The sequence below is a fragment of the Mesorhizobium sp. P2_D6 genome (assembly GCF_056404315.1).
Map to the genome: position 1 here is coordinate 1 of NZ_JBFUEG010000034.1, position 22,870 is coordinate 22,870.

Sequence of the window (22,870 nt, forward strand, 5' to 3'; positions counted from 1 at the left end):
CTCCACAAATGATCCTGTTCACGGTAACCTGCCTTGTGCGTACGGTTGGAACCAAGCGACTGTTCGGTCGTGCGTGACGAAGGCGAAGATCCCAAGCTCTCCCGCGGCTGTAACCTCAGGTGGTACGGGCGACTTCGCCAAGCCAAGGTCCGGGCGGCCGCCCGGACCTTGGCTCAATCGCTTCAATCCCACGAAATCTCTCTCGTGTAGATACAAGGTGGCGCTGCGAAGCAGCGACGGAGTGGGGGAACCACCTGGCAACCGTCGCCGACGGACATTGAAAAGGGATCAAGGCGCAAGAATCTTCCTGCACCGCGCTAAGGGTCGACCCCCACTCCGTCGAGCTTCGCTCGACACCTCTCCCCCGATCGACGGGGGAGAGGAAAGGCGCGCGTTCGCCGACCTTGGTGCCGTTCCTCTCCCTGAAGGTGTGGAAGTGAGAGCGAGGAACCCAAGTTCTGCCAAGACACGCCGCAATTGCCGAAAACCCAAAACATTGGTATGAGCCACGCCATGGAAGAGCTTTTTGGCGATCCGGCCTATAAGGGGTTCGTGCTGCAGGACAGAAAACGCCTGCCGTCGCGGTTCTCCGCGCGCGTTTGCGGCGCGCTCACCAGCCGACTTAGCTAGACCGCTTTCGCCGGGCCGAAGGCGTCCGGCATTTCGCCTCTTCCCCATTTTCAGATCGACGGATTTACGCACATGAGCGCACCGCGCACCCTCTACGACAAGATATTCGACGAGCATGTCGTCGACCGCCAGGACGACGGCACCTGCCTGCTCTACATCGACCGTCACCTGGTCCATGAAGTGACCAGCCCGCAGGCCTTCGAAGGCCTGCGCATGAGCGGCCGCAAAGTCCGGCATCCGGAAAAGACGCTGGCCGTGGTCGATCACAATGTCTCGACCTCGCCCGAGCGCAAGTTCGGCATCAAGAACGAGGAAAGCCGCATCCAGGTCGAGGCGCTGGCCACCAACGCCCGCGATTTCGGCATCGAATATTATTCCGAGAACGATATCCGCCAGGGCATCGTCCACATTATCGGGCCGGAGCAGGGCTTTACGCTGCCCGGCATGACCATCGTCTGCGGCGACAGCCATACCTCGACCCATGGCGCTTTCGGCGCGCTGGCGCATGGCATCGGCACATCCGAGGTCGAACATGTGCTCGCCACCCAGACGCTGATCCAGCGCAAGGCCAAGAACATGCTGGTGCGCGTCGACGGCCAGCTGCCGGCAGGCGTCACCGCCAAGGACATCATCCTTGCCATCATCGGCGAGATCGGCACCGCCGGCGGTACCGGCTATGTCATTGAATATGCCGGCGAGGCGATCCGCGCGCTGTCGATGGAAGGCCGCATGACCATCTGCAACATGTCGATCGAGGGCGGCGCCCGCGCGGGCCTGATCGCGGCCGATGAAACGACCTTCGCCTATGTCAAGGACAAGCCCCGCGCGCCGAAGGGCGCTGCCTGGGATGCCGCGCTCGAATACTGGAAGACGCTGCAATCCGACGATGGCGCGCATTTCGACAAGGTAATCGTGCTCGACGCGGCCAAGCTGCCGCCGATCGTCTCCTGGGGCTCGTCGCCCGAGGACGTGGTTTCGGTGCAGGGCGTCGTTCCCAACCCGGACGAGATCACCGACGAGAACAAGCGGACGTCAAAGATCCGCGCGCTCGACTATATGGGTCTGACGCCGGGCACCAAGATCACCGACATCACGCTCGACCGCGTCTTCATCGGCTCGTGCACCAATGGCCGCATCGAGGATCTGCGCGCCGTGGCCAAGGTGGTCGAAGGCAAGACCGTCAGTGCGCATGTCGACGCGATGATCGTGCCGGGCTCCGGCCTGGTCAAGGAACAGGCGGAGGCCGAGGGTCTCGACAAGATCTTCATCGCCGCCGGTTTCGACTGGCGCGAGCCGGGCTGCTCGATGTGCCTGGCCATGAACGACGACCGGCTGAAGCCGCATGAACGCTGCGCCTCTACCTCGAACCGCAATTTCGAGGGCCGGCAGGGTTTCAAGGGCCGCACCCATCTGGTGTCGCCGGCAATGGCGGCGGCAGCGGCGATCGCCGGCCATTTCGTCGACATCCGCGACTGGAAATAGGTTCCGGCGCGCAGTTCAGAACGCATCCCAGACCCCGGACCGCATCGCGGCTCCGGGGTCTTTTTTCATCCGAACTGCCCGCATATTCGCTCTGGCTTAACCGCTTGTTGGGGCTTGCGCAGTAAGGTCTTCCCTGACGTCAAGCGGGGAAGTCACCGTCCTTTGGACACCGGTCTGTTCATTGCGCTGCTCAATCCGACGATCGCGCTGGCGCTCGGCGCGGCGTTCCTCGTGCTATGGTTCTATCAGCGCCACCGGCCCTATCTGGCCGTGCTGGGCGTAAGCTATTGCGTGTCCGCGCCCGGCTTCCTGCTGCAATATTTTACCTTGCCCGTCGGCATGGTGCTGACCAAGCTCGCCTCCAACCTCTGCTTCACCTTCGCCGCCTGCTGCCTCGTCGGCGCGATCATCGCGCGCTACGGCCGGCGCGTGCCCTATATCGCGATCGGTATCTTGGCGGGTGGCGGGCTGGCTGCGTTTTGCTGGTACCTGTTCGTCCAGCCGGACCTCACCTGGCGCATCCTGTCAATCAATTTCGGTTTTGGTGGCCTCAGCCTGCTGGTCGCCGCCGAGCTGCGCGTCGTGCGCGACAACGGCCCGACCGAAAAGATCCTGTTCGTGCTGTCGTTGCTGTCCGGGCTGAACTTCATCGGTCGGACGCTGCTCGTCGTCATCTCGCACGGGCCTTTCACCAGCTATGACGGCTTCTACGGCTCGTCCTACTGGACGACGGCGCTTTTGACGCACGCACTGCTGTCGCTGCTGATCGCGCTTTGCCTATTCTCGGCTGCCGCACTCGACGTGATGAAGGCGCTGAAGACCGAGACGCATACCGACCCGCTGTCCGGCCTGCTCAATCGCAGGGGGTTTGAGGAGCGCGCCTTGCTGGTGCTGCAACACTGCGCCGCCGCCAAGGTGCCGGTCGCACTGGTGCTGGCCGATCTCGATCACTTCAAGGCGCTCAACGACAGGTACGGACACGCCGCGGGCGACCAGGTGATCGCCGACTTCGCGGCCAAGCTTCGTGCCGCCGCCGGCGCGCGCGCCGTTGCCGGGCGCATCGGCGGCGAGGAGTTCGCCGTGCTTTTGTCGCTGAGCGACCTTGCCACGGCGCGGCTGTTTGCCGAGGCCGTGCGCACGCACTATTCGGCCGGCAGCGTCGACGGGTTGCCGCCGGGCACAAGAGTGACCGCGAGCTTCGGCGTCGCGGCGCGCACCGGCGACGAAGGGCTGGAGCCGCTGATGCGGCGTGCCGACGAGGCGCTCTACAAGGCCAAGAAGAACGGCCGCGACAGCGTGCGGCTGTCCTATGAGCGGGCCGAAACGGTGTTCATCCCGGATACAGGCAGCGCCAGCTAGAACGCCTCGCCGTTTCACGGGCTAACCATCGTACGACAGCCGGCCACAAAGGCCGACCATACCGATTGGTCTAGCGGCAAGGGCTGAGGTTGGGCATCTCGCCGTCGGAGAGGCCGTACATATAGGAGCGGCCCTTCACGAACACCGGCGGCTGATAGCAGCCACGTCTGGAGATGTGATCTGCCTCATCTTCATAAAGGACTTCCGGTTCTGCTTCCGGCTGGCCGGCGCTCGTGTAGTCGGACAATTTCTTGGCCAGTTTGCCTTGGCCGACGATGATGCGCTTGTAGCCGGCGGCGCTGTCGATGACGAGATTGCCGAAGGAATCGGCATAGACGCGGTCATGATGACGCGACCAGGCCATTGCCGGGGCAGCGAAGCCGAGACTGGCTGTCGCCAGCACAAGCACCGCAAGGCGCGTTCTTCCTGAATTCGAAAGCATGGTGTCCTCTCTGCTCTGGACCCGTTCGAATCGGAAATTAACCTTTTATTAACCTTTGTTAAGAGGGCAGGTGCATCCAACGGCGATCTCTCGTCAAACATGGTTAATATCCGACGGGTTGGAAAACCCGCCGGCCATCTTTCGGCCATGCTTGACCGCACCATCGACCGGAAATTGGAACGACGCCCGGTGAGCTTGATCCTGGCGCAGCATCGCGGCTAGTTTCCCGCGCGGAGGACAATCATATGGCGTTACGCCGGGCCTATCGGATAACGCTCGCGCTTGCTGCCTTGCTGAGCACAGCTGCCTGCGTGCCGCAAAACAACGCGCCGAAGGCCGCAAGCGCTGCCGCTCCCGCCGTCTCGATGGCCCCCGGCGCACCTGTGACCGCTGCCCCCATCGCTGTCGAAGCGGCCGCGCCGCAACCGCGCACCGCGACCTACAATTGTGCCGGTGGCGGCAGGATCACCATCGAGAATCTCGGCACATCGCTGCACGTGCTCAGCCCCGACGGCACTGCCGAGGATCTGCCGGCCTCCCCCGCCAACCAGAACAGCCGGTATGGCGCGGCCCATGACGCAATCGTGATCGACGGACGCGAGGCGCTGGTGATGAAGGGTGGGAAGACGCCGGTGACCTGCAAACGCTGACCCCGGATGCGCGGATATTTCAGGTGAGGCGGCTTGCGAACGGCAGATCGCGTCGGCAATAGCGGCTTTCGCCGATCCCATAAATGTTTCGTAGATCGCAGGAATGCGGGGGCAATTGCGCGCAAGACGCCGATCCCCTAGATCAGGCGACCCGATGCGTTCGGCAGAGGAATTCTCGTGATATCAGATCCAATCGCCTTCGAGCGCTATCGCAACACGGCTACCGAAAAGACCAACCTGCCGCGCCTGATAATCGGAACGGCCATCGTCGTCCTGTTCTGGGTGGCGATCACTTTGGTGGTTGTGCTTGGCGGCACCTATCTCGCTATCATCTGGCATGTATTGCCGGGCGATCCGCGCGGGCCGCTACAGGGCTTTCTGGCCTCGCCCATCGGGATACTCACCGCGCTCACCTCGTTTGCCGGTATCTGGCTCGGCCTGTGGCTCGCCATGCGTTTCGTCCATGGCGAGCCGGTGACCGCGCTTCTTGGCCCCAGCCGTCGCGTCTCCTGGCCCGGCTTCGTCAAGGGCCTGATCGCGGTGCTGATCACCTCGGCGCTCTCCGAAGTCCTGCTCTATTGCCTGCAGCCTGAGATCGCGCGCGGCGCGATCAGCCTGTCGACCTGGCTGCTGTTTCTGATCCCGATCGTGGCGCTGGCGCTGCTGCAGACTTCGTCCGAGGAGATGCTGTTTCGCGGCTATCTGCTGCGCGGCCTGGCCAGGCGCTTCGAGAGCCCGTACGTCTGGGCACTGCTGCCCGCCTTGCTGTTCACCTCCTTGCATTGGAGCCCGGATTCGAGCCCCGCCATCAACGCCTGTGTGCTCGCCTCGATCGCCGCCTTCGCTCTGCTGTTGACGCTGGTGGTCTATGTCACCGGCAATCTCGGCGCCGCCTTCGGTGCCCATCTCGGCAACAATCTCACCGGTTTCCTGCTAATCTCGCACCAGCAGAGCTACAATTCCTTCGCCCTGTTCAACGCCAAGCCGCTGGAAGGCCCCGACTGGACGACGACGGATGCGGTCATCATCGCCGCGATCGGCATCGTCTGCACCTTGCTGACGATCCTGCTGCTCCTACACCCGCGCTCGCCGCTGAAGGTCACGACAGACCTTCGGGATGCAGCCAGGGTGAACTGAGCCAGGATCGGCGCAGAGACCCGGCAGGCCGCCCAAGTCTTGACTCTTCCGCCGATTTCCTGTCTACACGCCCCGAATTCCGCGACGAGTATCCCTCCGAGCAAGCCGACCAGGACGCCAAAACCTCTTTGAGGTGGGTGCTGTAAACAGATCCTGGAGGCCAACACCCGGCAGCGCTGAGCGCCCCCGGGTGCTTTTTGGCTTTGCGCTTGCCCGGCTTTTGTTTGGACAAGCTCTTTTGTTTGGACACTTGGCGCGAACGCATTACCTCTCGGGCACCATCCGGGTGCCTGAGAAAAGGAAACAGAATGTTTGAATCACTTCAGGAGCGCCTTGGCTCCATCCTGAACGGCCTGACCGGCCGCGGCGCACTGTCGGAGGCTGATGTCTCGGCAGCGCTGCGCGAGGTGCGCCGTGCGCTGCTCGAGGCGGACGTGGCGCTGGAAGTGGTGCGCTCCTTCACCGACAAGGTGCGCGAGAAGGCTGTCGGCGCCGCGGTCGTCAAGTCGATCAAGCCCGGACAGATGGTCGTCAAGATCGTCCATGACGAGCTGGTCGACATGCTTGGCGCCGAAGGCGTCGCCATCGACCTCAATGCGCCGGCCCCCGTCGTCATCATGATGGTCGGTCTTCAGGGCTCCGGCAAGACGACGACCTCGGCCAAGATCGCCAAGCGGCTGACCGAACGCCAGAACAAGAAGGTCCTGATGGCCTCGCTCGACACGCGGCGTCCCGCCGCGCAGGAGCAGCTCCGCCAGCTCGGCGAGCAGGTCAAGGTGGCGACGCTGCCGGTCATATCAGGCCAGAACCCGGTCGACATCGCACGGCGCGCCGTGCAGGCGGCCAAGCTCGGCGGCCATGACGTCGTCATCCTCGACACCGCCGGCCGTACCCACATTGACGAGCCGCTGATGGTCGAGATGGCCGACATCAAGAAGGTGTCGAGCCCGCACGAGATCCTGCTGGTCGCAGATTCGCTGACCGGCCAGGACGCGGTCAACCTAGCCAAGAGCTTCGACGAGCGCGTCGGCATAACCGGCCTGGTGCTGACCCGCATGGACGGCGACGGCCGTGGCGGCGCAGCCCTTTCGATGCGCGCCGTCACCGGCAAGCCGATCAAGCTGATCGGCACCGGCGAAAAGATGGATGGGCTGGAGGAATTCCACCCCAAGCGCATCGCCGACCGCATCCTCGGCATGGGCGACATCGTTTCGCTGGTCGAAAAGGCTGCTGAAAACATCGACGCCGAGCAGGCAGCGGCGATGGCCAAGAAGATGCAGTCGGGCAAGTTCGATCTGAACGACCTTGCCGGCCAGCTTCAGCAAATGTCGAAAATGGGCGGCATGGGCGGCATCATGGGCATGATGCCCGGCATGGGCAAGATGAAGGACCAGATGGCCGCCGCCGGCCTCGACGACAAGATGTTCGGCCGCCAACTCGCCATCATCTCGTCGATGACCAAGGCCGAGCGCGCCAATCCCGATATTTTGAAACACTCGCGCAAGAAGCGCATTGCTGCCGGTTCCGGCACCGACGCCGCCGAAATCAACAAGCTCTTGAAGATGCATCGCGGTATGGCCGACATGATGAAGGCGATGGGCGGCAAGGGCAAAGGCGGCGGCCTGATGCGCGGCATGATGGGCGGCCTGGCCTCCAAGATGGGCCTCGGCGGCATGATGCCTGGTGGTCCCGGGGGTATGATGGGTGGCGGCATGCCGGACCTCTCCAAGATGGACCCCAAGCAGCTCGAAGCCTTGCAGAAGCAGGCGCAGGCCGCCGGCCTTGGCGGCATGAAGGGCCTGCCCAGTGGCCTTCCTGGCGGCGGTGGCCTGCCGGGTCTGCCTGGTGGCATGAAACTTCCGGGGCTTCCCGGCCTTGGCGGCGGCGGACTGCCCGGGCTTGGGAAGAAGAAGTGAGGACGCTATGAACGAAGAAAAGGATATGGCCGATGCCCGCATCATCTTGGCTGGCTATCGCGCTTCGATCGACAACATCGATGCCGCCCTCATCCACATGCTGGCCGAGCGCTTCCGCTGCACCAAGGCGGTCGGCGTTCTGAAGGCCGAGCATGGCCTGCCGCCGGCCGATCCGGCGCGTGAGCAGCAGCAGATCACCCGCCTTCGCCAGCTGGCGAAGGATGCCCATCTCGACCCCGATTTCGCGGAAAAATTCCTCAACTTCGTCGTCCGCGAAGTGATCCGCCATCATGAGCAGATCGCCGCGTCCAACGGCGCAAGCAAAGCCGGCTAAGTAAGTGCATGTCGCCCAAAAGTGCGCAGCGGTTTTGGGACAACGACCTGCACAAGACAAAAGCCACACCCTATCAATGAAATCAGAGCTTTTAGGAGAAATGAAATGGCACTGAAGATCAGACTGGCCCGTGCGGGCTCGAAGAAGCGTCCTTACTACCACGTCGTCATCGCCGACGCCCGTTCGCCGCGCGACGGCCGATTCATCGAGTCGATCGGCTCGTGGAACCCGCTGCTGCCGAAAGACGGCGAGCGCGTCAAGGTCGACGCCGACCGCGTCAAGCATTGGCTGTCGCACGGCGCCCAGCCGACCGACCGCGTTCTGCGCTTCCTCGACGAGGCCGGCCTGCTCAAGCGCGAAGCCCGCTCCAACCCGAAGAAGGCCGAGCCGGGCAAGAAGGCGCAGGAACGCGCCGCTCTGCTGAAGAAGGCACAGGAAGACGCAGCAGCAGCCGTTGCCGCCGCTGCCGCGGCCCCGGCCGAGGCGGAAGCCGCCACCGCCGAGTAAGCGTTCGCTTCATCGCTTAAGAAAACGGCGGGCCTAGGCCCGCCGTTTTTCGTTGACGTCCGCTCAATAGCCATCCGGGCAGCGGGCGATATAGACACGCCCATAGCGGTCCCGATAGCGGCAACGGTCCGGTTCGTTGGCCCGGCCGATCAGTGCTCCTGCAACGGCACCAACCGCGCCGCCAACGACGGCCCCTTCCACGGGATCATTTGCGACCGCAGCGCCTATGGCCGCTCCGCCCAGACCGCCGACAGCCGCGCCCTTTTCCGTTTGCGAACAGGCGCCGAGCGCCGTTGCCAAGACCAGAATGGTAAGAATTTTCTTCATTGTCGTTTCCTCTCCAACGGAAAGCGTCTCCACGCGCCTTGGCTCGACAACGCATGACACCGTGAATTGATCCATTGGAGGGAACGATGCGTTCCGGCCCATTCCGGCCGGTGCGGCTCGTCCTATTTCTCCGTGGCACGCTTCAGATTGGCCAGGCCCGCCTCGAAATCCTTGCCGATCAGCGTATCGAAATTCATGAACAGGCCCATCAGCTTGGCAATGAAAGGCCGGCTGCCGCGCATCGCCCAGGTGACGCTGGTGATGTCACCGGCCGGCTTCAGCGTGAAGTCGACGCTGTTGTTGGCGCGGAACGGTTTTTCGAAGTCGAGCTTCAGCGATACCAGCGAGGATGGCACGGAATTAACGATTTCCATGCGTCCCTTGCCGGCCTTGGCATTGCCTTCCCAGGCATAGACCGCGCCCTTGCCGGCATCAGTGCCGGACAGCGTGCGCTTCATCTGCGGGTCGAGCTTTTCATAGGGCGACCATTCGGGCCAGTGTTTGAAATCGTTGATCAGCGGAAAGATCGCTTCCGACGAAGCCTTGATGCTGGCCGTGCGGCTGGTGACGAAATCATTCGGCCGTGTCGCGGCATAGACAAGGACGGCGGCGATGATGACGACCAGGATGATGAGAATGGTGCTGAGCATGTTTTTTCTTCTAAAAGCAATTCCAGGTGTGAAGCGGTTTTCCCGGGAAAAGCGCGTAGCGCTTTCCCTCGGGAATTGCGTCAAAAAATGAGATTTAGCGGCTGAACGGGATCAGGGCACGCACCCGTGGGTCGCGCAGATAGAGGCCGCCCCACAGGATGATGCCGAGATAGACGCTGAACAGCGTGTGCGAAAACAACGGGCTGCCGACGCGCATATTGGTGGCGATGGCGCCGCCGAGATAGCCGGTCAGCAGAATGGCGCCGAGCACCGAAGTGCGCGGCAACGCATAGAGCGCCGTCGAGATCAGGCCGATGATGCCGAGCAGACGCGCAACATTGACGTCGGCCGGCCAGCCGAGCGGCACCATGGTCTGGGTGACGACATCGAGCGGCGGCAGCTTGATGACGCCGTCGAATATCATGAACAGGATGATGATGCCGCTGAGCACGCGGCCGGTCCACAGGGCGCCCGATGGGACGGGCGCGGTTTGAGAAATGGTCACGGGTGTTCCCTCCTAGGTGATTTGAGCCGTTCGAACCAAGGACGCTGCATGAGGCAGCGATCCTACAGGACAGGGATTCTTTTTGATCTGAAGGACGGCAAGGTCTTGTTTTTCCGCCGATTCTTTCCACCGCCTGCCCGGCAGGCAGAGGGAGTGCTGTCCTTCCATCTTTAGATCACGGAACGTGTGCCGCTCAGACTATCGGCGTTCGCTAGTGACGGCTATTGATGGGCTGGGCGAGAGACGAGCGAATGACGGGCGAGACCGATCTGAAAAAGCTGCTGGCGGCGATGACGCCGCAATTGCTGCCAGGCGTTTATGTGTTCGTCACCTTGGCGCCCGGCGCTGCGCAGCCGGAAGGCCTCGATTCGGTGATGATTTTTCGCGAGCGCGAAGGCCTGACGTTGATCCTCACCGAGGATGCAGCTCGTGCCGCAGGGCTGGCCGCTTCGTTCCGCTGCCGGATGATCACGCTGAACATCCATTCGTCGCTGGACGCCGTCGGCTTCCTCGCCGCCATCACCACCCGGCTGGCCGCTGCCGGCATGGGCGTCAACCCAGTCTCGGCTTTTTATCACGACCATCTGTTCGTTCCCGCTGAACGGGCGGAGGAGACGATGGGGTTGTTGCGCCAGTTGACTGAGGATAGTGCCGGCTGAGCTATCAGGCCCTGCGGACGTAGAGAATATCCGGCAGGCCTTCCTCATTGCCGGTGCCGTCGCCGAAACTCTCAGCAACGAACCCATGGCGCTCGTAGAAGCGCCGGGCGCCGGTGTTGGCCTGGAAACAATAGAGTTTTACCACCGGCAGCGCGGCGGTGGCTTGCGTCAGCAGCCGGCTGCCGATGCCTTGTCTGTCCAGGCCGGATCGAGATAGAGCTGTTCCACCCAATCGCCGCTGACGGCAATGAAGCCGGCAATCGCCTCGCCGGCCTCGGCGACCGTCACTTGCTGCCGGGGCAGCACGATGTCGCGGATGAAGGCAAGGTCTTCGTCCGGCGTGTGGATGACCGGCATCCAGGAGAATGAACCAAGGGCTGCCTGCATGAGCCGAGCGATGGCGGCGGCGTCAGAGTTAGTGGCAGGGCGTAGTGTGACTTCGGCGGGATCGTTCATCGACGTTTCTCAACGGAGGCCAGCGCTGCCCCTCATCCGCCTGCCGGCACCTTCTCCCCGTATAGTGACGGGGAGAAGGGATGCTTCCGGCCGAAGGCCGAGCCCGCGACTGCGGGCCGCCGGCTTTCCGGCGCCCCCGCGGAGGGCCCGCCGCGGCAGCGGCGATACGGCCCGTGAGCGAAAACTAGACCGCCGTCAGGCCGCCTTCTTCTTCGGCTGGATCAGGCCGCGCTCGACCAGCAGCTCGGCGATCTGCACCGCGTTGAGCGCCGCGCCCTTGCGCAGATTGTCGGAGACAATCCACATCGACAGGCCGTTGTCGATGGTCGAATCCTCGCGAATGCGCGAGATGAAGGTGGCGTCCTCGCCGGCCGATTCCAGCGGCGTGATGTAGCCGCCGTCCTCGCGCTTGTCCAAGACTTGGCAGCCGGGAGCCTCGCGCAGGATGTCGCGCGCCTCGTCGGCGGTGATCGGCTTTTCGAACTCGATGTTGACGGCTTCGGAGTGGCCGATGAACACCGGCACGCGTACGCAGGTCGCCGTCAGCTTGATCTTGGGATCAAGCATCTTCTTGGTCTCGGCGACCATCTTCCACTCTTCCTTGGTGAAGCCGTCGTCGAGGAAGACGTCGATATGCGGAATGACGTTGAAGGCGATGCGCTTGGTGAACTTCTTGACGTCGACCTGGTCGGCGACAAACACCGCGCGCGTCTGCGTGAACAGCTCGTCCATGCCTTCCTTGCCGGCGCCGGATACCGATTGATAAGTGGCGACGACGACGCGCTTGATGGTGGCAAAGTCGTGCAGCGGCTTCAGCGCCACCACCAGCTGCGCCGTCGAGCAGTTCGGGTTGGCGATGATGTTCTTGCGCGAAAACAGCGAGATCGCATCCGGGTTCACTTCCGGCACGATCAGCGGCACGTCCTGGTCGTAGCGGAAGGCCGACGAATTATCGATGACGACGCAGCCCTGCTTGCCGATCTTGGGCGACCATTCCTTGGAGACGTTGCCGCCCGCCGACATGATGCAGATGTCGGTGTCGGAAAAATCATACTGGTCGAGTGTCTTGACCTTCAGCGTCCGGTCACCGAACGACACTTCGGTGCCCTGGCTGCGCCGCGAGGCCAGCGCCACCACTTCGCTCACCGGAAAGCCGCGCTCTTCCAGAATATTGAGCATTTCGCGGCCCACATTGCCCGTGGCGCCGACTACCGCAACCTTGAAACTCATAAAGATCTCCTGTCCCTCTCCGCCTGGTTTTTGGAGAAAACCCGCCGGCCAATGCGGGTTCCGTCCCCCGGGCCGTACCCGGGAGAGGGTGGTTAGGCCAAGGGAATCACACCGTTTTGGTGGTGGTTTTGGCCATGGTTTTGCTGGAACGGTAAGACGCGCCAACGCGCCCGGCCAGATGATTGTGGCCGGGGAAGTCGAATGCAAGAAGAGCCATCAAAAGGCCGCGCATCGAAAATGATCCCGTTCGATGCCGGCTTTTACGCGGTTTGCGGCAGGAGTCAATTGCACAGAAGCGCCGCTCGCTCTGTACAAGAGCGGCCGCAAGAAGTACGAACGCGCGAAATATTGTTTGGCTGGCGCGGCGTCAGCCCCGGCATGTGCTCCATGATGAGCCCAGACCCCGAATTCCGAAAGAGCAAGATGTCCAATTTCGAAGGTATCGTTCCTGCGCTGGCAGAGGCGCTGGAAAAACGTGGCTATGTCGAGCTGACGCCGGTGCAGAAGGCGGTGCTCGAGCTCGGCGAGGCTGACGCGCTGGTGTCGGCGCAGACCGGCTCCGGCAAGACCGTCGCCTTCGGCCTGGCCTTGGCGCCGACGCTGCTGGAAGGCGCAGAGCGCTTTGGCCCGGCCGGTGTGCCGCTGGCGTTGGCCGTTGCGCCGACGCGCGAACTCGCTCTGCAGGTGATGCGCGAGCTGCAATGGCTCTACGCGCCGACCGGCGCAACCGTCGCTTCCTGTGTCGGCGGCATGGATATGCGCAGCGAAAGGCGCGTGCTGGAGCGCGGCGCCCATATCGTCGTCGGCACGCCTGGCCGTCTGCGCGACCACATCACCCGCAACTCGCTCGACATGTCGGCGCTTAGAGCCGTGGTGCTGGACGAGGCCGACGAGATGCTCGATCTCGGCTTTCGCGAGGATCTTGAATTCATCCTCGACGCCGCACCCGCCCAGCGCCGCACGCTGATGTTTTCAGCCACCGTGCCGCGCTCGATCGCCACGCTTGCGCAAGGTTATCAGCGCGACGCCGTGCGCATCTCTGCCGGCGGCGAGGAAAAGCAGCATCTCGACATCGAATACCGGGCGCTGAATGTCGCCTACCCCGACCGCGAGAACGCCATCATCAACGTGCTGCGCTTCTACGAGGCAAAGAATGCGCTGGTGTTCTGCAACACCCGCGCTGCCGTCAATCATCTCACGGCACGCTTCAACAACCGCAATTTTTCGGTCGTGGCGCTGTCGGGCGAGCTCAGCCAGAACGAACGCACCCACGCGCTGCAGGCGATGCGCGACGGCCGCGCCAAGGTCTGCATCGCCACGGATGTCGCGGCGCGCGGCATCGACCTGCCCAATCTCGAACTGGTCATCCACGCCGACCTGCCGACCAATCCCGAAACGCTGCTGCACCGCAGCGGCCGCACCGGCCGCGCCGGGCGCAAGGGCGTCAGCGCGCTGATCGTGCCCAACGGCGCCCGCAAGCGCACCGAACGCTTGCTGCAGAATGCCGGGCTGAAGGCGACATGGGCGAGCCCGCCCTCGGCCGACGACGTGATCAAGCGCGACGACGAGCGCATCCTCGCCGATCCGGCCTTCGACGAGCCGGTGGCCGACGACGAGCGCGGCTTCATCGATGCGCTTCTGGCCAAGCATGGCGCCGAACAGGTGGCAGCCGCCTTCGTGCGCCAATGCCGCGCCAGCCGCTCGGCGCCCGAAGAGCTTACGGAGGTCGCAGCCTTCACGCCGTCGCGTGACAAACCGGCGGGCGAAAGGTTCGAACGCCGGGATGAGGCGCCCAGCCGGCGCGACGATTTCGGCGACAGCGTCTGGTTCTCGCTGTCGATCGGACGCCGGCAGAGTGCCGAGCCGCGCTGGCTGATCCCGATGCTGTGCCGCACCGGCAACATCTCCAAGCGCGAGATCGGCGCCATCAAGATGCAACAGGAGGAAACTTTTGTGCAGATCGCGGCCGACTGGGCCGACCGCTTCCTCGCCGCCATCGGCCCCGACAAGAAGCTGCAGGGCAACATCGTGGTGAAGCGCCTGGAAGGCACGCCCGATTTGTCGCGCGCCGGCTACCAGGCGCCCAAGCCCGACAAGAAGCCGCATCGCGGCAAGCGCCCGTTCGAGGCGCCGCAAAGCGCTCACAAGCCTAAATTCGAGAAGCGCCCCGCCGGCGATGCAAAGCCCTGGGCCGGGAAGCCGAAGTTCGACAAGGCCGGACCTCCGAAGAACAAGAAGCCGAAGAAGCGGCCGGAGTAGAATTTTGGGAACGCTGGGGGGACAGCACCCCCCTCTGTCTTGCCGGCCATCTCCCCCGCAAGGAGGGAGATCGGCAGCTTCTGCCTCAGCGCCCTCTCTTCAACGTTGGAGATTAGCGAAGGCGTTCGCGACATCTAATCTCCCCCCTTGCGGGGGAGATGTCCGGCAGGACAGAGGGGGGTGTGAAGGAACTCGACGGCGGGCGCTCGGTCTAGATCGTTGCGCCCTTGGGCCACGAAGGCATTTCGCCCATCCCCCTTGCGAACCTCTGTAACTTTGAACAGTCTGTGCCAACACGGGGGTGAGGCGGATGCAGGGCGAAGTTCTTCATTATGACGAGGCCCAGGGTTTTGGGTTCATCACCGGGGCGGACGGCAACCGCTACACGTTTGCGCGCGAGGATCTGCGCCGCGGTGCGGTGATTGCCAAGGGCGCCGTGGTCGAGTTCGTGCCTGCAAGCGGTCAGGCGCGCGACGTTTTCTCGATCCGCGCTCAGGCCGCCGGTCCGGCGACCGCAGCTCCCGCTGCAAGCGCCGCGTCGCCCAAACCCGCCGCCGCTTCAGCCGCGCCGCAGCATTTCGGCCGCCTGGCAGAAGATGGCGCGGTCCACGATAGCGGGCTGCCGGGCTATTTCTGGCTGGGCGTGACGCGCAACTACATCAACTTCGCAGAGCGCGCGCGGCGCAAGGAATTCTGGGCCTACTGCCTGTTCTGGACCGTCAGCTTCATCCTGGTCGGTCTTGTCGGCGCGCTCGCCGACCAGACGATCGGCAATTTCAACGACGGGCAACGGGCCGATCGTGATGATCGGCGTCTGGGGCCTGTTTGTGCTGGCGACGTTCCTGCCCTGGCTTGGGCTGATTGTACGCCGCCTGCACGACATCGGCCTGACCGGCTGGCTGGTCCTGCTGATTTTCGTGCCGACCTTCGGCACGCTTGCCATCATCGTGTTCGGACTGATCCCGACCCAGAACCACGAAAACCAGTGGGGGCCGGTGCCGCAAGGCGTCCGGCTCTAGCCAATTCGTTTCAGCGCCTCGGCCGACAGCCGGAGAAACACCTTCTGCCCGTGCCGCTCGGCGCCGAGCCGGTCGTAGAAACGCAGCGCGCCTTCGTTCCAGTCCTCGGTGGTGAGATCGATGCGACCGATGCCTTCCCTGAGGCAATGGCCGGCGAGAAAGCCGAGCAGTGCCCGGCCGGCGCCGGCGTTGCGGGCATTCTCGCGCACGAACAAATCTTTCAGGAACATCAGCCGCTCGAGATCGATGCCGGGATGCGCGATCGCCACCGAAGCGAGGCCACCAACTTTCCCGTCGGCGAAGGCGAGCGCGAAATGCGGATAGGCCGGGCTTTCATCGCCAAGCCACTTTCGCGCGGTGGCCGCCGCGCGGCCATGATCGAGCGGCGCCTGCCGGTAGTGCGCCGCCATCTCGCAAAGCACGGTGGCAAGCGCTTCGGCGTCGTCGGTCGTCGCCCAGCGGACGTCGACCGCTAGCGGATCAGCCAAGGAACTTCGCGATGATGGCATCGCCCATCTCGACAGTGCCGACTTCGGTCATACCTTCAGACAGGATGTCCTTCGTGCGCAACCCGTCGTCGAGCACGGCGGCGATTGCGCCTTCGAGCTTGTCGGCCTCGGCGACCATGCCGAAGGAATAGCGCAGGCACATGGCGAAGGACGCGATCATGGCGATCGGGTTGGCGATGCCCTGGCCGGCAATGTCAGGCGCCGAGCCATGCACGGGCTCGTACAGCGCCTTGCGCTTCTTGGTCTTCACGTCAGGCGCGCCGAGCGAGGCCGACGGCAGCATGCCGATCGAGCCCGTCAGCATGGCGGCGATGTCGGACAGCATGTCGCCGAACAGATTGTCGGTGACGATGACGTCGAACTGCTTTGGCCAGCGCACCAGCTGCATGCCGCCGGCATCGGCCAGCATGTGGTCGAGCTTGACGTCGGCATAGCGCGCCTTCTGAGTCTGGGTGACGACCTCGTTCCACAGCACGCCCGACTTCATCACGTTGCGCTTTTCCATCGACGTGACGTGGTTCTTGCGGGTCCGCGCCAGTTCGAAGGCGACGCCCGAAATGCGCTCGATCTCGAACGTGTCGTAGACCTGCGTGTCGATGCCGCGTTTCTGGCCGTTGCCGAGATCGATGATCTGCTTCGGTTCGCCGAAATAGACGCCGCCGGTAAGCTCGCGCACGATAAGAATGTCGAGGCCTTCGACCACTTCCTGCTTGAGCGAGGAAGAGGCTGCAAGCGCCGGATAGCAGATGGCGGGACGAAGATTGGCGAACAGCTCCATGTCCTTGCGCAGCCGCAGCAGCCCGGCCTCGGGACGCACCTCGTAAGGCACCTTGTCCCATTTCGGCCCGCCGACGGCGCCGAACAGCACGGCATCCGCCGCCATCGCCTTTGCCATGTCGGCATCGGAGATCGCTGCGCCATGCGCATCGTAGGCGCAGCCGCCGACCAGGCCTTCATCGGTGGTGAAATCGCTGGCGAGCTTGGCGTTCATGGCCGCGATCAGCTTCTTCACCTCGGCCATCGCCTCGGGGCCGATACCGTCGCCGGCGAGCAGGAGAAGATTTTTCGAAGCCATCAGAACCGTCCCGATACTGTTTGGAGAAACCGCGGCCTTGCTAAACGCCAAGCGGGCCGCATGCAAGCCTGCCGTTGGCAAGCGCAATCACCGATGCGAGAGAATATTGACCAATCGGCCGAACGGATCGCGCACATAGAAGCGGCGCACGCCCCAGGGCTCGTCGGCCGGACCGTATTCTATGGCGAAGCCAGCGGCCTTCATGGCGTCGAGCGCCGCATCGACATCGTCGACCTCGATCGACAGGTCCGGCACCGGCGTGCCCGAGCCGCCTTGCGGCATGAAGCTGATCTGCACCTGCATCCGTTCGTCGGAACCGCAGGTGACAATCCAGCCCTGATCCATCAGCACGTCGAGGCCAAGCACGTCCTGGTAGAAGCTTTTCGCCGCCGCCGCGTCCTGTGTCCCGATATTGGCGACGATGCGCCGGACCGTCATGGCTTTGGCCTCCTCAGGCTGTGCGCTTGAGCGCCGTGACTTCGATCTCGATTTTCATCTCGGGCTTGTTGAACTGGCACACGATCATTGTTGCCGCCGGGCGGATGTCGCCGAATGCCTCGCCCAGGATCGGGAAGACGACATCCACGAAGGCCTGGTCGGTGATGTAATAATGCGCCCGCACCACATCGGCCATCTCGAAGCCGCCGTCCCGAAGCGCCTTGGCGATGGTGGCGAGACAATTGCGCGTCTGCGCCTCGACCGTCTCCGGCATGGTCATCGTCGCATAGTCGTAGCCGGTGGTTCCCGACACGAAACACCAGTCGCCCTGCACCACCGCACGCGAATAGCCGGCGGTTTTTTCGAAGGGCGAACCGGTGGAGATGAGCTTGCGCATGGGGCCTCCTCGTTGGTCGGTTCATCTAGCAGGCAGATGGGGGCTGGTCATGGGCCAAGATGCTTGATGTCGGCGGGACAGCACCCCCCTCTGCCCTGCCGGCCATCTCCCCCGCAAGGAGGGAGATTGGCAGCTTCTGCGCCGCGCCTATTCTTGCGTGTTGATTGGCGAAGGCAGTCGTGACGGCTGATCTCCCCCCTTGCGGGGGAGATGCCCGGCAGGGCAGAGGGGGGTGGGAAGGATCGCGGCGTAGCGGTCCTTCCGCTGACAGTCGCGAAACACTAGTTCCCCTGCGCCTTGTCCATTGCTTCCCTAATATCCGCCGGCCAGGTCTTCACGTCAGGCCAGGCCTGCGGCTGGCCATCGTCGCCGCGGCGGGCAAAATAGAGCGTGTGCTTGACCGGGTCGACCGCCATGAAGCCGTCATTGCCGCCGCAGTCATGCGGCACGCAGCCGCTGGCATAGAAGGCGCCGGACGCCGTCTTTTCCGTGCCGCCGCCGACCAAAAGGCTGGTCGCCATGTCGGGCATGGTGTCGCCGAGCAGCGTCTGCGCCGCCTTGTAGACGGCCTCGTTGTGGAAGGCGTCGATGATGTTCTGGTATTTGGAGGGATCGATGTCCTTCCAGTCGGTGCCGGGCTCGGGCGCATAGGTCAGGTCGCCTGAAATCGTCAGCCCTTCGCTGGGCGACCATTGCAGCGCCTGCTGCGAAGCGCCGGGCAAAAGATAAGGCACGAAATAGATGGCGTTGTCGGCCACAGCCGCCGGCGGCGCGCCGCATTCGTCCTGTTCGACCGTAAGGCTCTGGATCTCCCCGCCTTCCGGCTTCCAGACGATGACCGTGGCCGGGCCGCACTGGTTGCCGCCGTCGCCGACATTGACCAGCGCCACGTTGACGCCGCCGACCTTGACCACCTTGTCGAAGAACACGTCGTAGTTGCTGGCAAGCTGCTTGCCCTCATAGGCCAGCACCTTCTCGCCATCCTGCTCCGGCTGGGTGATGGTCAGCTGCCCACCCTCGAACGGGATCGGCCCTTGGCTGTCATCGCTGGCCAGGACCGTATTGCTCGACGCACCCGGGTCGGCGGCCTCGCCGGACGGATCTTCAGCCGGCACCAGCACCGTGTCGGTCTGTGCATGCGCGCCAGCCACCGGCATCAGCATCCACGCCAGCGCGCAGGCGCCGGCAAGAAGCGAACGTGTCATGACTGTCCCTCCGTTCAGCCGCCACGAACCCGGCCTTTGACGGTCGGGTTAAATCATACTGCTCAGGCCCAGGGGCGCTCGGCGGCGTTCTTCTTCTCGAACGAGGCGATGGCGCTGGCCTTTTCCATGGTCAGGCCGATATCGTCGAGGCCGTTCAAGAGGCAGTGGCGCTTGAAATCGTCGAGGTCGAATTTGACCACGCCGCCATCCGGACCGCGGATTTCCTTGGCCTCGAGGTCAACCGACACCGTCGCATTGGAGCCGCGCGAGGCGTCGTCCATCAGCTTCTCCAGATCTTCCGGGCTGACGGTGATCGGCAAAATGCCGTTCTTGAAGCAGTTGTTGTAGAAAATGTCGGCGAACGAGGTCGAGATGACGCAGCGTATGCCGAAATCGAGCAGCGCCCAAGGTGCGTGTTCACGGCTCGAACCGCAGCCGAAATTGTCACCGGCGACCAGGATCTGCGCCTTGCGATAGGCCGGCTTGTTGAGCACGAAATCCGGGTTTTCTGAGCCGTCGTCCTTGTAGCGCATTTCGGCGAACAGTCCGCTGCCGAGCCCGGTGCGCTTGATCGTCTTGAGATAATCCTTGGGGATGATCATGTCGGTGTCGACATTGACGATCGGCATCGGTGCGGCGACGCCGGTGAGCTTGGTGAATTTGTCCATGGCTTTTGCCCGTATTTCGTTTGCGGGAGATTGCTGAGGCACCGTTTACACAAAGCCGGAGGCAAATAAAAGGCAACTGTTTGTGCGTGCTCTTGGTCCATGCGAGACCAGCCACCTGTCGGGCAAAAACAACTTCGAAATCGTTGTCCACTGGTGCACTCTGGCTGACATGAGCGAGAATTCTCACGTCCTTTATGCCAGCGAGCCGGAACTCGGCATTGCCGAGTTTCGCCGCGTGCTGGTGGAATCCGGGCTCGGCGACACGCGCCCTGTCGAAGATGACGCCCGGCTGCAGGCGATGCTTTCCGGCGCCAACCTGGTGCTGACCGCGCGGCTCAATGTCGAAGGCCGACCACTGATTGGCGTTATCAGGGCCATCACCGACTTTTCCTGGGTGTGTTACATTTCCGAGCTTGCCGTATCGCAATCGGTACAGGGCCTTGGCATCGGCAAGGGTCTTATGGATGAGGCCCGCCGGCAACTGGGCCCATCGGTCGCCATCAGCCTGATCTCGATGCCCGACGCCGTCGGCTTCTATGAGCGCATCGGCATGAAGCGCATGGCCGATGCCTTCTGGTTCTCGCGCAAGCGCTGACGCCAGCCAGCCAAACGAGGCGGTCGCTCCGCTGTTACATCGCCTCTTGACATGCAACCATTTGATTGCATATTAAACAGATGAGCATGGATGCCGTCTTTCGCGCCCTCGCCGACCCGACACGCCGGCAATTGCTGGATAGCCTCCATAACAGGAACGGGCAGACGCTGAACGCGCTGTGCGAACGGACGGATATGACACGCCAGGCTGTGACCAAGCATCTGGCGATCCTGGAAGAGGCGAACCTCATCACCACCGTCCGCAACGGACGTGAAAAGGAGCATTACCTGAATCCCGTTCCCATCAACGAGATCGCCGAGCGCTGGATCGGCAAATTCGAACGAGGACGGCTGACCGCCCTCAGCGACTTGAAGAAGCGCCTCGAAAGGGAAGAGCCATGAGCAATGCCTTCGTCTATGTCACCTATATCCGCACCACGCCCGAGAAGCTCTGGGAGGCGCTGACCGAGCCGGAATTCCACCAGCGATATTTCCTCGGCGCCCAGATGCAGAGCGACTGGAAGAAAGGTTCGGCGTGGAAGATGGTCTATCCCGACGGCCGCGTCACCGACAGCGGCGAGATCGTCGATGTCGACCCGCCAAGGCGCCTGGTCATCAAATGGCGCAACGAGTTCATGCCGGACGTGAAGGCCGATGGCTACACGCATTGCACCTTCGTCATCGAACAGGAAGGCGACATGATGAAGCTCGCCGTCACCCATGCTGCGGACGGTCCGCACCGTCTTCTGGAACATGTCGGCAATGGCTGGCCGCTGGTGCTGTCGAGCCTGAAGAGCCTGCTCGAAACCGGCAAGGGCCTGTCGCGCCCGGCATCAAAGGCGGCTTGACTCGTTTCGATAACGAAACAATCGCTTGAGGGAGGTTGCCATGATGCACGGCCCAGTGGTGGCGCAGAGCATGACCAATGGCGAGACGATCATGGCAAGCGCCGAGATCGTGGCGCCACCGGAGCGCGTCTTCCGCGCGCTGATTTCGGATGAAGCCGAGCGCTGGTGGGGCTCTTCCGAAAGCTATCGGATGGTCGACTGGACGGCCGACTTGCGCGTCGGCGGCCGGTGGCAGGTCATCGCCAGGACCATTGCTGGCGAGGACCATCCCGCCGGCGGCGAGTTCCTCGAGATCCTGGCGCCGCGCAGGATCGTGCAGACGCGCACCTATGGCTGGGACCATCCCGCCCTTGGCCGGCGGCAAACGACGGTTGCCTACCTGCTGGAGCCGATAGCCGGAGGCACACGCCTCACCATCTGCCATGGCGGCTTTGGCGGGCTGGGCGACGCCGCGGCCGAACATGCCGAGGACTGGGGACGAGTGCTGGGATGGCTGCGGGCGTATGTCGAGGGTGGAAAACTGGCGGCATAGAGGCGCGTTCTTCCCTTCTCCCCTTGTGGGAGAAGGTGGATCGGCGCGCAGCGCCGAGACGAATGAGGGGTGTTCCAGCGGAGTGAGACGTTGGCGTTCCCTGGAACACCCCTCATTCGTCGCCTTCGGCGACACCTTCTCTCACAAGGGGACTGTTGCAAAATTGGATGGATGTGATTCCCTGTTTTTGAAACGGGGATTTTGCGATGACGACGAAGCCGAGCGGTCAGTTCAGTTTTGTGGTGGCTCTGCTGCCACAGGGTCTTGGTCGGAGCGGTCGGCTGGACCGGCTGTCGTCGCTGGTGAAGTGGTATCGCTTCGAGAAGATCCTTGCGCGGCTGCGCTCGCCGGCGGGGCCTGGGCTGACGCTCGAGGAGACGGTGCCCGACCACACCACGCTCAACCGCTTTCGCAGTCTTCTCGTCGAAGCCGGGCTTCTGGAGAAGTTGTTTGGCGARCTGGACCATCAGTTGGACAAAGCCGGGCTGATCCTGCGGCGCGGCACGATGCTCGATGCCACGGTGATCGAGACTGCGGCGGCGCGGCCACCCAGTGGGGCCGCGCAGGAGGTRGGCGAGRTCGGCGATCCCGATGCCGGCTTTACACGCCGGCAGGGCAAGCCTGGCTCCTCTTACGGCTACAAGGCCCATGTCGGTGTCGACCAGGGTTCTGGTCTGATCCGCCGGGTGAGGACGACAGCGGCCAACGTCAACGACACGGTCGAAGCGGATCATCTGATCTGTGGCGACGAAGGCGCGGTGCTGGCGGATGCGGCCTATCACACCAAGGCGCGCGAGCTGTCGCTGAGGCAGCGCGGGATCAAGCCGCGGCTGATGCGGCGAGCCAACAAGCATCATCCGCGCCTGCCGGCGCGCCTGAAGCAGTTCAACCAGCTGATCGCCCGGCAACGCTTTGCCGTCGAGACAACCTTCGCCACCTTGAAGAACCGCATGCGACTTTGCGCCATCCGCTATCGCGGCCTGGCCAAGGCGGCAGGACAGGTCCTCATCGCGGCCATGGCCTTCAACATGCGCCGCTGGGT

Annotated in this window: 30 protein-coding genes; 15 read left to right on the top strand and 15 right to left on the bottom strand. The window is 63.4% G+C overall.

Annotated features, from left to right (window positions below; genetic code table 11):
- Positions 1-702: 702 nt before the first annotated feature.
- Both leuC and AC1D1L_RS32185 read left to right on the top strand, forming a co-directional pair.
- Positions 703-2,112 carry a 3-isopropylmalate dehydratase large subunit gene (gene leuC / locus AC1D1L_RS32180; RefSeq protein ID WP_477345529.1) on the top strand — a complete coding sequence of 470 codons (1,410 nt, stop codon included), beginning with the start codon at positions 703-705 and terminating at the stop codon, positions 2,110-2,112.
- Positions 2,113-2,274: 162 nt separating this feature from the next.
- On the top strand, positions 2,275-3,471 hold the full coding sequence (locus AC1D1L_RS32185; protein WP_477345530.1) for a GGDEF domain-containing protein: 1,197 nt from the start codon (positions 2,275-2,277) through the stop codon (positions 3,469-3,471).
- 70 nt (positions 3,472-3,541) lie between these two features.
- On the opposite strand, the gene AC1D1L_RS32190 is transcribed toward AC1D1L_RS32185, so the two are convergent.
- A complete protein-coding gene (locus tag AC1D1L_RS32190) occupies positions 3,542-3,913 on the bottom strand; it encodes a hypothetical protein (protein WP_477345531.1) in 372 nt (123 codons plus the stop codon).
- 245 nt (positions 3,914-4,158) lie between these two features.
- Here AC1D1L_RS32190 and AC1D1L_RS32195 point away from each other — a divergent pair, with 245 nt between their 5' ends.
- The 5 genes from AC1D1L_RS32195 to rpsP all read left to right on the top strand — a co-directional run bounded on the left by AC1D1L_RS32195 (position 4,159) and on the right by rpsP (position 8,457).
- Positions 4,159-4,563, top strand: a complete 405-nt coding sequence (locus AC1D1L_RS32195; protein ID WP_477345532.1) for a hypothetical protein — start codon at positions 4,159-4,161, stop codon at positions 4,561-4,563.
- Between the two features lie 177 nt (positions 4,564-4,740).
- Positions 4,741-5,700: a lysostaphin resistance A-like protein gene (locus tag AC1D1L_RS32200; RefSeq protein ID WP_477345533.1), complete on the top strand. Its 960-nt coding sequence runs from the start codon at positions 4,741-4,743 to the stop codon at positions 5,698-5,700.
- Positions 5,701-6,008: 308 nt separating this feature from the next.
- A complete protein-coding gene (gene ffh / locus AC1D1L_RS32205; RefSeq protein WP_112560128.1) occupies positions 6,009-7,616 on the top strand; it encodes a signal recognition particle protein in 1,608 nt (535 codons plus the stop codon).
- Positions 7,617-7,623: 7 nt separating this feature from the next.
- Positions 7,624-7,950, top strand: coding sequence for a chorismate mutase (locus AC1D1L_RS32210; protein WP_112560129.1), 327 nt, complete (start codon positions 7,624-7,626; stop codon positions 7,948-7,950).
- A 105-nt stretch (positions 7,951-8,055) separates the two neighbouring features.
- The gene (gene rpsP, locus AC1D1L_RS32215; RefSeq protein WP_112560130.1) at positions 8,056-8,457 is read left to right on the top strand and encodes a 30S ribosomal protein S16; all 402 of its coding nucleotides are present in this window, start codon (positions 8,056-8,058) and stop codon (positions 8,455-8,457) included.
- A 63-nt stretch (positions 8,458-8,520) separates the two neighbouring features.
- Here rpsP and AC1D1L_RS32220 read toward each other — a convergent pair whose 3' ends face one another.
- From AC1D1L_RS32220 to AC1D1L_RS32230, 3 genes are all read right to left on the bottom strand, one after another.
- Entirely contained in the window at positions 8,521-8,784 is a 264-nt protein-coding gene (locus tag AC1D1L_RS32220; protein WP_352586425.1) for a glycine zipper domain-containing protein, read from the bottom strand.
- 122 nt (positions 8,785-8,906) lie between these two features.
- Positions 8,907-9,434 (bottom strand): SRPBCC family protein, encoded by a 528-nt coding sequence (locus AC1D1L_RS32225; protein ID WP_477345535.1) that lies wholly within the window; start codon positions 9,432-9,434, stop codon positions 8,907-8,909.
- 94 nt (positions 9,435-9,528) lie between these two features.
- The gene (locus tag AC1D1L_RS32230) at positions 9,529-9,939 is read right to left on the bottom strand and encodes a DoxX family protein (RefSeq protein ID WP_477345536.1); all 411 of its coding nucleotides are present in this window, start codon (positions 9,937-9,939) and stop codon (positions 9,529-9,531) included.
- A gap of 251 nt (positions 9,940-10,190) precedes the next feature.
- Between AC1D1L_RS32230 and AC1D1L_RS32235 the strand changes: the two genes are divergently transcribed.
- Entirely contained in the window at positions 10,191-10,598 is a 408-nt protein-coding gene (locus AC1D1L_RS32235) for an ACT domain-containing protein (protein WP_477345537.1), read from the top strand.
- Between the two features lie 4 nt (positions 10,599-10,602).
- Here AC1D1L_RS32235 and AC1D1L_RS32240 read toward each other — a convergent pair whose 3' ends face one another.
- From AC1D1L_RS32240 to AC1D1L_RS32255, 4 genes are all read right to left on the bottom strand, one after another.
- The gene (locus AC1D1L_RS32240) at positions 10,603-10,743 is read right to left on the bottom strand and encodes a hypothetical protein (protein WP_477345538.1); all 141 of its coding nucleotides are present in this window, start codon (positions 10,741-10,743) and stop codon (positions 10,603-10,605) included.
- A 23-nt stretch (positions 10,744-10,766) separates the two neighbouring features.
- Positions 10,767-11,054 (bottom strand): N-acetyltransferase family protein, encoded by a 288-nt coding sequence (locus tag AC1D1L_RS32245; protein WP_477345539.1) that lies wholly within the window; start codon positions 11,052-11,054, stop codon positions 10,767-10,769.
- A gap of 195 nt (positions 11,055-11,249) precedes the next feature.
- Positions 11,250-12,284 carry an aspartate-semialdehyde dehydrogenase gene (locus AC1D1L_RS32250; RefSeq protein WP_477345540.1) on the bottom strand — a complete coding sequence of 345 codons (1,035 nt, stop codon included), beginning with the start codon at positions 12,282-12,284 and terminating at the stop codon, positions 11,250-11,252.
- 106 nt (positions 12,285-12,390) lie between these two features.
- Entirely contained in the window at positions 12,391-12,516 is a 126-nt protein-coding gene (locus tag AC1D1L_RS32255; RefSeq protein WP_477265864.1) for a hypothetical protein, read from the bottom strand.
- A gap of 191 nt (positions 12,517-12,707) precedes the next feature.
- Here AC1D1L_RS32255 and AC1D1L_RS32260 point away from each other — a divergent pair, with 191 nt between their 5' ends.
- On the top strand, positions 12,708-14,543 hold the full coding sequence (locus tag AC1D1L_RS32260) for a DEAD/DEAH box helicase (protein ID WP_477345541.1): 1,836 nt from the start codon (positions 12,708-12,710) through the stop codon (positions 14,541-14,543).
- Between the two features lie 559 nt (positions 14,544-15,102).
- On the opposite strand, the gene AC1D1L_RS32265 is transcribed toward AC1D1L_RS32260, so the two are convergent.
- Positions 15,103-15,333, bottom strand: a complete 231-nt coding sequence (locus tag AC1D1L_RS32265; protein ID WP_477345542.1) for a hypothetical protein — start codon at positions 15,331-15,333, stop codon at positions 15,103-15,105.
- Between the two features lie 13 nt (positions 15,334-15,346).
- Here AC1D1L_RS32265 and AC1D1L_RS32270 point away from each other — a divergent pair, with 13 nt between their 5' ends.
- Positions 15,347-15,562 (top strand): DUF805 domain-containing protein, encoded by a 216-nt coding sequence (locus tag AC1D1L_RS32270; RefSeq protein WP_477345555.1) that lies wholly within the window; start codon positions 15,347-15,349, stop codon positions 15,560-15,562.
- On the opposite strand, the gene AC1D1L_RS32275 is transcribed toward AC1D1L_RS32270, so the two are convergent.
- The 6 genes from AC1D1L_RS32275 to leuD all read right to left on the bottom strand — a co-directional run bounded on the left by AC1D1L_RS32275 (position 15,559) and on the right by leuD (position 19,854).
- Positions 15,559-16,050 (bottom strand): N-acetyltransferase family protein, encoded by a 492-nt coding sequence (locus AC1D1L_RS32275; RefSeq protein WP_477345543.1) that lies wholly within the window; start codon positions 16,048-16,050, stop codon positions 15,559-15,561. The two genes, AC1D1L_RS32270 and AC1D1L_RS32275, sit on opposite strands and share 4 nt — an antisense overlap.
- A complete protein-coding gene (leuB, locus tag AC1D1L_RS32280) occupies positions 16,043-17,146 on the bottom strand; it encodes a 3-isopropylmalate dehydrogenase (RefSeq protein ID WP_477345544.1) in 1,104 nt (367 codons plus the stop codon). The genes AC1D1L_RS32275 and leuB overlap by 8 nt, the downstream gene beginning before the upstream one ends.
- Before the next feature lie 87 nt (positions 17,147-17,233).
- Positions 17,234-17,584, bottom strand: a complete 351-nt coding sequence (locus tag AC1D1L_RS32285) for a VOC family protein (RefSeq protein WP_477345545.1) — start codon at positions 17,582-17,584, stop codon at positions 17,234-17,236.
- 13 nt (positions 17,585-17,597) lie between these two features.
- The gene (locus tag AC1D1L_RS32290) at positions 17,598-17,981 is read right to left on the bottom strand and encodes a RidA family protein (RefSeq protein ID WP_477345546.1); all 384 of its coding nucleotides are present in this window, start codon (positions 17,979-17,981) and stop codon (positions 17,598-17,600) included.
- A 281-nt stretch (positions 17,982-18,262) separates the two neighbouring features.
- Positions 18,263-19,186: a hypothetical protein gene (locus AC1D1L_RS32295; protein ID WP_477345547.1), complete on the bottom strand. Its 924-nt coding sequence runs from the start codon at positions 19,184-19,186 to the stop codon at positions 18,263-18,265.
- 62 nt (positions 19,187-19,248) lie between these two features.
- Complete coding sequence (leuD, locus tag AC1D1L_RS32300) at positions 19,249-19,854, bottom strand: 3-isopropylmalate dehydratase small subunit (protein WP_477345548.1); 606 nt, start codon at positions 19,852-19,854, stop codon at positions 19,249-19,251.
- Positions 19,855-20,023: 169 nt separating this feature from the next.
- Here leuD and AC1D1L_RS32305 point away from each other — a divergent pair, with 169 nt between their 5' ends.
- From AC1D1L_RS32305 to AC1D1L_RS32325, 5 genes are all read left to right on the top strand, one after another.
- Positions 20,024-20,449, top strand: coding sequence for a GNAT family N-acetyltransferase (locus tag AC1D1L_RS32305; protein ID WP_477345549.1), 426 nt, complete (start codon positions 20,024-20,026; stop codon positions 20,447-20,449).
- 86 nt (positions 20,450-20,535) lie between these two features.
- Positions 20,536-20,850, top strand: coding sequence for an ArsR/SmtB family transcription factor (locus tag AC1D1L_RS32310; protein WP_477345551.1), 315 nt, complete (start codon positions 20,536-20,538; stop codon positions 20,848-20,850).
- Positions 20,847-21,296, top strand: a complete 450-nt coding sequence (locus AC1D1L_RS32315; RefSeq protein ID WP_477345552.1) for an SRPBCC family protein — start codon at positions 20,847-20,849, stop codon at positions 21,294-21,296. The genes AC1D1L_RS32310 and AC1D1L_RS32315 overlap by 4 nt, the downstream gene beginning before the upstream one ends.
- Positions 21,297-21,336: 40 nt before the next feature.
- The gene (locus AC1D1L_RS32320; protein ID WP_477345553.1) at positions 21,337-21,828 is read left to right on the top strand and encodes an SRPBCC family protein; all 492 of its coding nucleotides are present in this window, start codon (positions 21,337-21,339) and stop codon (positions 21,826-21,828) included.
- Between the two features lie 206 nt (positions 21,829-22,034).
- Positions 22,035-22,870, top strand: an 836-nt coding sequence (locus AC1D1L_RS32325) for an IS5 family transposase (protein WP_477345554.1), incomplete at its 3' end; no start/stop codon positions are given.